This window comes from Bacillus sp. Marseille-Q1617 (genome assembly GCF_903645295.1).
Classification (GTDB): domain Bacteria; phylum Bacillota; class Bacilli; order Bacillales; family Bacillaceae_B; genus Rossellomorea.
On record NZ_CAHJXM010000001.1, the window covers coordinates 696,080 to 707,713 of the forward strand.

At 44.9% G+C, this 11,634-nt stretch carries 9 protein-coding genes and 1 other annotated feature; of the genes, 8 read left to right on the top strand and 1 reads right to left on the bottom strand.

Annotation, left to right across the window (positions count from 1 at the left end; all coding sequences use genetic code 11):
* The 7 genes from HWX64_RS03435 (at position 1) to lysS (ending at position 8,096) form a co-directional block, all read left to right on the top strand.
* A complete protein-coding gene (locus HWX64_RS03435) occupies positions 1-1,572 on the top strand; it encodes a SagB family peptide dehydrogenase (RefSeq protein ID WP_175987277.1) in 1,572 nt (523 codons plus the stop codon).
* A 655-nt stretch (positions 1,573-2,227) separates the two neighbouring features.
* Positions 2,228-3,016, top strand: a complete 789-nt coding sequence (locus HWX64_RS03440; protein ID WP_175987279.1) for a hypothetical protein — start codon at positions 2,228-2,230, stop codon at positions 3,014-3,016.
* 3 nt (positions 3,017-3,019) lie between these two features.
* The gene (locus HWX64_RS03445) at positions 3,020-3,478 is read left to right on the top strand and encodes a hypothetical protein (protein WP_175987281.1); all 459 of its coding nucleotides are present in this window, start codon (positions 3,020-3,022) and stop codon (positions 3,476-3,478) included.
* A gap of 757 nt (positions 3,479-4,235) precedes the next feature.
* On the top strand, positions 4,236-4,361 hold the full coding sequence (locus HWX64_RS03450) for a 3-methyladenine DNA glycosylase (protein ID WP_175987283.1): 126 nt from the start codon (positions 4,236-4,238) through the stop codon (positions 4,359-4,361).
* 129 nt (positions 4,362-4,490) lie between these two features.
* Positions 4,491-5,258, top strand: coding sequence for an MBL fold metallo-hydrolase (locus HWX64_RS03455; RefSeq protein WP_175987285.1), 768 nt, complete (start codon positions 4,491-4,493; stop codon positions 5,256-5,258).
* Between the two features lie 206 nt (positions 5,259-5,464).
* Positions 5,465-6,184, top strand: coding sequence for a UTRA domain-containing protein (locus tag HWX64_RS03460; protein ID WP_175987287.1), 720 nt, complete (start codon positions 5,465-5,467; stop codon positions 6,182-6,184).
* A 98-nt stretch (positions 6,185-6,282) separates the two neighbouring features.
* Positions 6,283-6,546: a binding site (T-box leader), on the top strand.
* Between the two features lie 89 nt (positions 6,547-6,635).
* Positions 6,636-8,096 (top strand): lysine--tRNA ligase, encoded by a 1,461-nt coding sequence (lysS, locus tag HWX64_RS03465; RefSeq protein ID WP_175987289.1) that lies wholly within the window; start codon positions 6,636-6,638, stop codon positions 8,094-8,096.
* A gap of 165 nt (positions 8,097-8,261) precedes the next feature.
* On the opposite strand, the gene HWX64_RS03470 is transcribed toward lysS, so the two are convergent.
* Positions 8,262-9,989 (bottom strand): amylo-alpha-1,6-glucosidase, encoded by a 1,728-nt coding sequence (locus tag HWX64_RS03470; RefSeq protein WP_175987291.1) that lies wholly within the window; start codon positions 9,987-9,989, stop codon positions 8,262-8,264.
* 126 nt (positions 9,990-10,115) lie between these two features.
* Here HWX64_RS03470 and HWX64_RS03475 point away from each other — a divergent pair, with 126 nt between their 5' ends.
* Positions 10,116-11,609: a PTS transporter subunit EIIC gene (locus HWX64_RS03475; RefSeq protein WP_175987293.1), complete on the top strand. Its 1,494-nt coding sequence runs from the start codon at positions 10,116-10,118 to the stop codon at positions 11,607-11,609.
* The last annotated feature ends 25 nt before the right edge of the window (positions 11,610-11,634 follow it).

An 11,634-nucleotide genomic window follows, 5' to 3' on the forward strand; every position in this document is an offset into this window, starting at 1 on the left:
ATGACGCTGGAAGAATTCCTGCACAATCTGCAATTTAATATCGAGCGTGCCAATCAGCCGAACTGGGAAGCGGACTGGGAGGATGCGCCCCTTTCTTATAAGCTTTACCGGGGACTGCAGTCGATGCCATTGTCTCTAGAAGTACCGCTGTCACTCACCGGGAGCCAGTTGCCGGCCAAACCCGATGTAGAAAGGATCGGTCATTTTCTCTGGTATGTCTATGGCATCACAGGGGTAAGCCAGTCGGTGGATGGGGGTGATTCCGGGGAAGAGGAGTCTTACCCCATCCAATCTTACCGGCGGTTTGCACCATCCGGCGGGGCGCTGTATCCGAATGAACTCTATATCTATCTGAAGTTGGATGATCTGCCCCATGGAGTCTACCATTATGATGCCGCCCGTCATCGCCTCGACTTACTTCGGGAAGGGAATTTCGATTCGTACGTGGAACGGGCACTCGGCAATCGCTGTGACATCTCATCCTGTTTCGGCACAGTCTTTGTCTCCACACGATTCTGGAAAAACTTTTTCAAATACAATAACTTTTCCTACAGGCTGCAGGCACTGGATGCCGGCGTCCTGATGGGACAGCTGCTGGAAACCTCTAAAAGATTTGGGTTTCAGTCGGGGGTGTATGTTCAATTTCTGGATTCAGGGGTCAACCATTTGCTTGGACTGGATGAGGAAGAGGAGAATGTCTATAGCGTCATCCTGCTTTCGGCTGATGTTACGAATTGGGCTGGATCGGGGATGGGCCGGGAATTAACCGGTGAGGAATTATGCCGGGAGCTGCCCGCTATTTCGGTAGAAAACTATGAACGGTCTGACAGGATTAGGGAGTTTCCGATGTTACTAGAGGTGAATGAAGCTTCTAAGATAGATTGTATAGGTGATTTCCGGAGGCTTGGGAGACAACCGCGGGTTAGGGGCGGTGAAAAAGAAATCCTGCTCCCTGAGGTCGAGGCACTGGCGTTTGATTTTGCTTCCGCATGCAAAAATAGACATTCACCGGAAATGGATTTTGCCATGGATAAGGTCAGTCAGGAGGCGCTGGGGTCTTTATTGAAGGCTGCAACTCAGTCATACTCTTTTCGAAGTGACATAGACGATGTTTTTAGCGACAGAGAACCCCGTGTTTCAATTTGGGGCTGCTTTTATAACGTAGAAGGCATTCCGGATGGCGCATACGCATATGACAGCGGCCGCCATTCATTGCGGGAAGTCGGCACAGGGGATTATCGGCTTCAGCTGCAGTCAGGGCTGTCACTGGATAACGTAAACTTGCTTCAGGTGCCGATGTGCCTCCATATCATTGGGAATAAAGATTACGATAAAGACACCCTGGGATACAGGGGCTACAGGATCATGCAGATGGAAGCCGGCATGCTTGTACAGCGGCTGCTTTTGGCAGCTTCTGCTTATGGATTTGGCGGACACCCGCTTCTTGGATTTGATACGACGTTGACGGATGGGATTTATAATCTGGATTCAGAGGGGAAGACTACCTTGATCCAAGTCCCGGTCGGACCTTTTCGGGAGCGGGGATGGATGAGGGGAAGTTTGTTGAGTTAGGTTAGAGTATGGGTGGAGAGGTAGTGGCTTTTGGAGATGGGGTACCTGTCCCAAAGGGTTTCGGAGGTAGAGCGGGGGCGGGTCCCGTTCTACCTTTTTGTTTTACACTGGCAGAATCCTTACCGGCTGACGCTTAGGCAAATTATGTAGATGAGTAAAATGGGGACTACCACTGTCCAGAATTGGCTATTTCTGTAAAAGTCAGCATAAAGTGAAATAATTCAGCATAAATCTCTAAAAGTCAGCATAAACTCATTTTTTTCAGCATAAATCAAAATATTTCAGCATAAATCCTGAAAATTCAGCATAAATCGTAACAGAGCCAGTCAAAGGGGGATTTGAGGACCGATGAACCGGTTCTTATTGCTGCAAATCAAGCAATTCATCCACTTTAAACCTTTTTCAAGCAACATTTTAAAAATACATGCTACTTTCTAGATTTACGTGCAACATTTTGATTTTTCAAACCACTTTTCTCGATATTCATGCAACTTGTCGAAAAATCTTTAAAGAATAGCTTAGCCTAAGGAGGGATTCTCTTACATCGGGAGTAAGAGAACCGTCCCTGGTCACCTCGGTAGACCTGTAACAAGCAGTATAAAAAACGTCCATTTGGGAAGAACTGATAAGAAAATTCTCTTCATAAAGGTGAAAAATGGACAATTATACGAATGACAACACGGCTAGGAGGTACAGGGCTCACGTAAGCCTTCTTGGAACCACACAGATTCATCTTAGAAACCCCTACATCATTGCTTGGTGGAGTGCGGCATTCCCCGGCTTCGGCCACCTTCTGTTATCGAAATATCTCAGGGGATTTGTCTTATTCATTTGGGAGGTTCTCGTAAATTTACAAGCAAATGTGAATACTGCAATGATTTATTCTTTTCAAGGAGAAATTGAATTGGCGAAAGAAGTCCTGGATACACGCTGGCTGCTGATATACATACCAGTATATATATTCGCTATTTGGGATAGTTATCGTACTACAGTTGATCTGAATAAAATCTATGTGTTAGCTGATCGTGAAGAACATAAGATTAATTCTTTTAGTATAGGGGCACTTGAAATTAATTACTTGGATAAGAGAAATCCAGTCATGGCTGTCCTTTGGTCAGCATTTATACCAGGATTGGGACAGCTTTACATACACAGGATCGTTACGGCCTTTTTCGTCATTATTTGGACGGTGCTCTTCTTTTATTATTCTCATGGATTGGAAGCCATTTCGCTATTGTTTTTAGGGGAGATAAAGCTGGCAACAGCAGTAGTTAAATCTGATTGGTTATTATTTTTCCCTTCTCTGTATGGGTTTGCTGTTTTTGATTCATATAGTAATACCATTGAAAACAATAAATTATATGACAAAGTACAACGTAAATATTTTGTGGAGAGGTACCAATCTCCATCATTTAAGATTCGTAAGGGGCAGAAGGTGGAGTAGACCATGCAACTCTTCTCAACATTTGAACATACGGTTCATATAGAAATGGCTGTGGCGACGCTGGAGAAAAAGGGAATTGCTCAGCAAGATATATTTATCGTCCCTTTGGATAACATGACGGAGGAACGTAAGGTATTCGATGATATCCATCGCTCTGATGGAACTTCTTTAATTGATGTAGGAGCCGCACTTGCGACTGCATTTGCCGTCATCGGGGCAAGTATTGGATTTGAGTTGGAGTGGGGGCCGATCTATTGGGGACTGATTGGTGCAGCCTCCGGATTTTTGAGTGGCTTTGCTATTCGCCTCTTTACGGAAAAAGTGTTGAAAAAGAAAAGAAGATTGTTGAAAGGCTTTCATTCTGAAATCATCATGATCGTCGACTGTGAAGAGTCAAAGGGAGAGTTGGTAGAAAATATATTGTTCAAGCATTATGCGTTGGGAGTGGCAAAAGTGAAGTGATGACGTTAACCAGAGAATGGTAGGCACGGTTGACTTTACTATATACAGAACAAGAGACTCGTCAATTGACGAGTCTCTTTTGTATTATCGCTGTCAACAAAAGTGCCAATAAGCATGAAATTTTAGCTTTTGAAAAAATACCTTTTTAGCTATTTCCTTCTTTTTTTAATAGTACCTTTTCAAGCAGGAACTTAATAACCATTGCTTTGAGAATATAGATTGGTACGGAATAAGTGTATTTCCAATTGGTTAACTCATAAATTTTTATTTTCACGAAGAAAGGTTCGGCTATGTAGGAGTTGAAAAGAGCGACCACAATGTTTGCGATAATAAAGGGTTTCCACTTTGTGCTGGAGACCCCGGGGTGAGGTATGGTGCCTGCTTGTCCCCAAATATTACTTTCGATGGAACGGAAATGGTTCCCTGCTCTACCCTTCCGTTTTTTTTAAGATAACAAGAGTCCTCCCCCACGCTCCTCATACAAGAACTCACCCAAAATTAGATTGGAACCGTCCCTCAGTTTTCATGTGAGCCCAAAATAATAGTAATATTATACTCTTTTATATTGGTTTGCCAATTTTTGTTTTATTAGCTGTTTAGAGGGAAAACGCCGAATAGAATGCCAAAACACTTCAAGGAGAGTTTTGATTAGCCATCAGCAAGAACTCCAGTACGAAGGTAAGGTGGAAAGTTCGGATTCTGCATACGTAAGTCATATCCATAGAGGAATAACATCTGATGAAACGGAGGTTATAATATGAGTGAAAAAAAGGACAAGGACTCAGTTGAACAGCAAAAAAAGAAAGAGGAAGGCCAGGATATTGATCCCCAGCGTGATACGGACAAGCCTGCACACAGCAAGAATGAAAAGACCGACAAATAACTTTCCGGATTTGAACGATAGTACGAATCACTAAATCCCTCCTGATAGGTAACATCATCTGATCAGGAGGGATTTGTCTAACTCAGAGAATTCCCCAGGTTGTAAATCCTTGAAAAGGAGGAATGGACAATGGACAAGAAGATCCCTGTCACGTCAGTAAAATCAGGCCAACTGATTGAACCGGCACCCGGGATTCATCAATACACCAATCAGGTAGTCAATCTTTTTTTTATTGGTGATTACAACCGATGGGTGCTGATTGATGCGGGCATGCCAAAGTCCGCAGACGAGATCATGGAACAGGCAGAGAAGCTTTACGGAAAGGGTGCGCGACCGGAAGCCATCTACCTGACACACGGTCACTTTGACCATATCGGCAGCCTTGAAAAGCTGATCAGCGTTTGGGATGTGCCTGTCTATGCTCATAGGGAAGAGTTTCCGTATTTAACAGGTGAGCTTGATTATCCTACACCTGACCCGAAGGCAGGCAGAGGCATGGTTGTGAAGCTGTCTCCTATGCTTTTCCCACATGAGGGGATTGACATAACTGGGAAGATTCATTCCTATTCAGATGATCATCAACTGCCCCACCTGCCTGGATGGCAATGGATCCATACGCCGGGGCACACACCGGGACACGTCTCGTTTTATCATCACGACAGCAGGGTCCTTATCGCAGGCGATGCACTAATTACTGTAAAACAGGAATCAATAGCCCATGTACTCACTCAAAAAAAGGAACTTGACGGTCCACCGGATTATCTGACCCAAGATGAGGATTTAGCTGTCCAGTCTATGAAAATCATCTTGAACATGAAGCCGGATCTTCTTCTCAGCGGCCATGGCATGCCGATGACGGCGGATGAATTGAATAAGAGTATCGAGGGTTTGATTTAAGTTCGCGCGTCCTCAACAGTTGTTTTTTTATAAAAGGTGAAGCTCTTCTGAATCAGGGAGGGGCTTCACCTTTTTAGGCGACTCATACACCGTGCTTCTTGATTGAAGAGAAGAAATAGCATAATAATATCAGGCTTCAGGTCCACCTTCCCGCCAACTTATGATACTATCTCAATAAGAAGAACAGTGCAGGACAGGAGGCAACCATGCCAAAAACGAAATACATAGAAATCTATGAAGACCTAAAACATAAAATTGAACAGAATATGTATGAATATCAGCAGCTGCTGCCTTCGGAGAATACGCTGGTAAAGGAGTATGAGTGCTCGCGGAATACGGTGCGGCGCGCGATCGGGAATCTGGTGAGCGACGGGTATGTCCAGACGAAACACGGCCAGGGTGTGCGTGTCATTTATCAGGATTTCAAGCAGAATGAGTATATGTTCGGGGAGACGGAGTCGTTCAAGGAGTTTGCCCGGCGGAATCATAAAAAACATGAGACGAAGGTGATAGTGTTTGAGGAGCTGACGGTGGATGACGAGCTTCATGCGCTTACCCTGATTCCGGCCGGGGTTGAGGTGTATCATCTGAAGCGTGTCCGTTACCTTGAAGGAAATCCTGTCATCATGGACCACAACTATTTCAGGAAAGATGTGGTGAAGGGGCTGACGGTCGAGATCGCGGAGGATTCGATTTATGAGTATCTGGACCGGGAACTTGATCAGCGTGCGGTCACCGCCAAGCGGAAGATGGTGGTGGAACGTACGACGGAAGCTGATGAGACGTATTTGAATCTGGATGGTTTCAACAGCGTGGTGGTGGTGACGAGCCATATCTTCAATTCGGATGGTGTCATGTTCGAGCGTACCCAGTCGCGTCATACGCCTGGGAATTTTGTTTTCTTTGATCAGACACAGCGGAAGTAAGAAAAGCGAAGGCGCTTTAGCCCCAAATAGTAATTTCATCATTGAATTTGACTTGCCAATTTATTCATTGTAAAATATTCTTAATTTTCTATATGAAACAATTGGCTATGAAGAGAAGAGTAATTTTGATTCATTATTTTCAGAGAGCTCCGGCTGGTGAAAAGGAGTAATAATAATCTTAATGAAAAAAGACTTGGAGCTTCGTGCGGATTTAAGAATTTTCTTAATGATGCGGCGACGGGATCTCCCGTTATAGAGATAGGGTATAATCAAACATAAAATTGCCGTACCCGAAGAGGTTGATATGGTGACATATCAATAAACTGAGGTGGTACCACGGAGATATAACTCCCGTCCTCAAGATGAATAATCTTGGGGGTGGGAGTTTTTTTGTTGTTTAAAAGGAACAATCCAATGATTTATAAAAAACTAAAAGAATGGAGTGATATGTATGAGTAATGAACAAACAGAGGGCAGAATGGAGAAGTTAGAGACATTAAGATCTAATGGAATTTCAGTATACCCAGAAAGGTTTTCCACTAATTATGAACTTTTTGAAGCCTCTCAGCTTGAAGACGGTACTTCTGGTGTCCGAGTGGCGGGTAGGATCATGAGTATTAGAAACTTCAACAAATTAATTTTCATAACCATTTCAAACATTCAAGGCAGTTTACAACTACTTTTAAAAAGGGATGAGGTTGGTCAGCTGCTGTTTAAGCAATTTAATGATGTAGTAGATATAGGAGATTTTATTGGCGTGACAGGTCGAATGTATACTACCAGGACGCAAGAAAAAACATTACGAATCGAAAGCTATGTTTTTCTTGGGAAAGCATTGCGGAGCCTTCCAGAAAAATGGCACGGCTTAAGCAATATTGAACTTCGATATAGACAGCGTTACTTAGATTTAATGATGACAAAAGAGACACAAAATCGATTACTGTCCAGGAGCAAAATGGTCCGGGCGATTCGCAGGTTTTTTGAAGACCAAGAATTCCTGGAAGTAGAAACGCCAGTGTTGCAGCATACTTCATCAGGTGCCATTGCGAAACCTTTCAGGACCTATCATCATTCATTAGATACTGAATTAAACTTACGGATTGCTCCGGAAACTTATTTGAAAAGGTTAATCGTAGGTGGTTTTACGAAAGTATTTGAATTGGCAAAATGCTTTAGGAATGAAGGGATAAGCCCTCAACATCTTCAAGAATTTACAATGGTCGAAGGTTACGCAGCATACTGGAATTATGAAGATACAATGAAATTAATGCGCGAGATGGTATTGTTTATTTTAAGGGAAACTTTTCATACCACAACGATTACATTAAAAGGACAAACGATTGATTTTTCACTTGAATGGGAAGTGATCTCCTTCAGGGATATAATTCACAAAGAAACAGGAATAGATATAAACCTTTATCCTGATGTAAAAGATCTATACCAGGAAACGAAAAGAAGAAATATTGAACTGGATCATACTGAAATTAATTCTTTAGGGAGAGGTAACTTCATTGATTTACTGTATAAAAAAACGTGCCGGCCTCAACTTGTAAAACCAACATTTTTAATTCAGCACCCTATTGATTTATCCCCACTCGCCAGAGCGAATGATGAGGATCAAACTCTTACCGATCGTTTCCAATTAGTCGTAAATGGTGCCGAAATTATTAATGCTTATTCTGAACTTGTTGATCCGGTTGAACAAAGAAAAAGGCTGGAAGCTCAAGCCATTCTAAAAAGTAATGGGGATTCAGAAGCTATGGAGATGGATGAAGATTATTTAACAGCTATGGAATATGGGATGCCTCCTATTTCCGGATGGGGATTTGGAATTGAAAGGTTATTAATGGTACTAACGGACAGCGATACAATTAAAGAATGTACATTATTCCCTTTGACTAAAAAGTTATAACGGCACTGTATATAAGCGAATATGCCTCTGAATAATACTAGCTAATTGATCATACAATACTTCACTCCGTTAAAGGGGGATAGAATGGAATAAGACAAAGAAAACCCCAGAACCAAAAGATTCTGGGGTTTTCTTTGTCTAAATAACGTTCAAAATAGACCTTAACTATCCAGCCAGCTTCCCAGCCAAATGAATAAACACACTCGAGGTCCATGTGTGCGCAAGATCTCGTAATCCTTCGCCTGTCTCAGCATGGAAGTTCTCCGCAAATCCGCCATGCTTGCAAAGGTCAAGGAATTTCCAGGCTACCTCTTTCGCCAGTTCATGTTCCCCGCATTCTTCAAATGCTTCCACGAACAGAAGGGTGGTCGGGGCCCATATTGGACCGCGCCAGTAGGCATCCTCTTCATAGAGAGGACTGTCGATGGCTTCCGAAGCAATTCCCCATTTGGTAAGATAGCGGTCGCTCTTCAGTGTGTCGATCATTTTTCTGCGGGCGGCTTCCGGCAGTTTATCGGAAAGGATGATGGAAACCAGCGGCAGATATCCTTCGCTTTCAATCGCTTTGCCGTCCCTTGTGAAGCGGGCGACGGGCAGGTCGTCGACTAGGAAGTATTCGCAGAATTTCTCTGTGTATCTGTCCGTTTCTTTTTCCCAGTGAGCTTGGTCTTCTGACCGGCCCAGTTTTCCTGCTACGACTGCGAGCATGTCCATCGACTTGATCAGGAACGCTGTCAGGTCGGGTGAATCGATGATGTCGGCATCCCTGAACACGGTGCTGTTGTCCTGGCCGGAGTCATTGCCGTGATGGTATTCGCAGATGCCGTCGCGGTTGAAGTCTTTGTAGTGAAGATAGAATTCTACGTGTCTCTTAATCTGTGAAAAAATGGTCTCCAGCTGTTCGGTGGAGAGGGTCATCTTTTCCATCATCTTCAGGACGAACAAACCTTGCACCGGCGGCTTGGAGAAGTTCCATCGGATGGTCGAGTCGCTGACGGACCCCGGGATCTGGCCTTTGTCGTCCTGGTGGTCGAATAACAGCTGGATTTGATCCCAAGCGAGCTGATCGTCGACACCGGCAAGGGCCAGTCCGTTGAAGGCGTTGTCCCAGCTCCATACACCAGGGAAGTTGGCATTCGACATATACATCGCTTTTCGTTTTAACAGGCCTTGCTCATTGACGATGCAGGTCCAGTTCAGATACGCGGCTTCTCTCAGTGTTTGTTCATATCCCTCAGGGACAGCCGGCTGTTTTTCCAAGAATGATAGAAAATGATTCGTGCTTTTATCGAGTGCGGCCTCGAATGAGTATTCTCTTTCTTCAGGGAAACCGCCATTGGTCGGCACGTCTTCGATGACACATAGGAAGTCCCCAGCGCCTTCAAGTTGGGTAATATGAATAGAGGACAGATTATCCGCCTCGACCGTGCTCCCGGTTGTGTCCATGAAGACATTCTGCTGAAGGGAGACGTTGCCGTCCGGGGCAAAGATCATGTACTTGGTGAGATTCTTGTAGCTGTTGATCAGGCAGAATTCTTCACCCGGGTTTCCTAATAGATAGTTATATTCGAAGTTGAAGACGGGCTGGGTGTCGAGGATGAGCCCGACGTTGTCACCGCTCCCTTTTACAAAAATACGCTCGGAATCTTCGAAGCAGAGATGAAGTTCCCCGCCGTCGAATGAAAGGGAGATCCGGAATTCGTCTGCTTCATATGTGTATGGTACGGGGGTGCCGTTCACGGCCGGGATAATCTTTAGGGCATTTTGATGCTGCTTGGATTTCCCCCGAACCGAGTTCAGGTACAATCCGTTTTTCTCAGGCGTTTCGCTTTCCTGGAAGGTGAGGGCCATATAGGAACCGAAATGGCTCATCGGTGTAATTGTGATATCCATGTTGAACTCTCCTTTTTTTCAAAATTGTCTTGACAATAATTGATAACAATTTATACTGTACTATAACGAACTTGTTTAAACAAGTTGAAAATTTTATGAAAGCGATTAATCGAGGAGGTCAAGGTGATGGGCTTTAAGGAAAATGTTTCTGACATTATAAAGAATATAGGCGGCGCCGGGAACGTTAGCAGTGCTTCGCATTGTGTGACAAGGCTGCGCCTGGTGCTTGTGGATGAGAGTTTGGTAGATTTAGAGGCCCTTGAGGCAAATGAACTTGTGAAGGGGACGTTCTCAGCGAGCGGACAATTCCAGGTGATCATTGGTCCGGGCATGATTGAAAGGGTTTACAGCGAATTTGTCACGCAAACCGGTGCGGAGGCCGTGACGAAGGACGATATGAAGAAGGAAGTGGCCGAGAAGGGGAATGTCATCCAGAAAGGTGTCAGGGTGCTTGCGGATATCTTCATCCCGATCCTGCCGGCGATCGTTGCGGCCGGTCTATTGCTCGGGCTGAATAATATGCTCGCCAATCCAGGCATCTTCTATGATAAAAAATCACTGCTTGACGTTCACACTGGCTGGACAGGTTTTGCCGAATTTATCAATGTGATTGCGAATACAGCGTTTACATTCCTGCCGGTGCTCATCGCCTGGTCGGCTGCGAAGAAGTTCGGCGGAAGCCCGCTGCTTGGGATCGTACTTGGTTTGTTACTAGTTCACCCATCACTTATGTCCGCTTATGCGTATGCGGAGAATCCGGGGGACGTTGAATACTGGAGCCTGTTCGGATGGGATATTGCGAAGATCGGGTATCAGGGTCAGGTACTGCCGGTCATTTTTGCCACATGGATCTTGACCTGGTCTGAAAAGCAATTGAAGAGGGTCATCACGGATAATTTACAGATGATTTTTGTGGCACCGCTTGCATTGGTGTTCGCGGGGCTGTTGACGTTCGGAGTCATCGGACCGATCACGATGACAGGTTCGAACTGGATCACGGACGGCATCCTGTATCTCTTTGAAGTATCGCCTGTCATTGCCGGGGCCGTGTATGGATTCATCTCCGGTCCGCTTGTGATCACAGGGATGCATCACATCTTCTTGGGTGTCAACTTACAAATGGCCGGAACGCTTGGCTACGTTACACTATGGCCGATCGGGGAAACGGTCACACTTGCACAGGGTGCTGCAGCATTAACAATGTTCTTCATCATTAAGCAAAACAAGAAGCTGAAAGGTGTGTCCCTGACAGCAACCCTTTCAGCATGGCTCGGTGTAACGGAACCGGCCATCTACGGAATCAACCTCCGATTCCGCTACCCGTTCATCGCAGTGATGATCGGAAGCGCCGTTGGAAGTGCGTACCTGGCAGCCCAGGGAGTGAAAGCGACATCCGTCGGAGTGGGCGGCGTGCTATCGTTCCTGTCCGTTTATCCTGAACACTGGGCATTCTACTTTACCGGAATGGCCATCACGTTTGTCATCACGGTTGGATTGACGTTTGGGTTCTTTAAGAGTAATTTCTTTAAGGCAGGAATGACGGCTGATGGAAAAGCTGGTGCTAAGAGCAGTGCTGGTGTGAAAGGTGAGAAGTTGAAGGCTGAGAATGCATCGGTTTGATAGAAGGAGAACGGGGTGCCCGGAT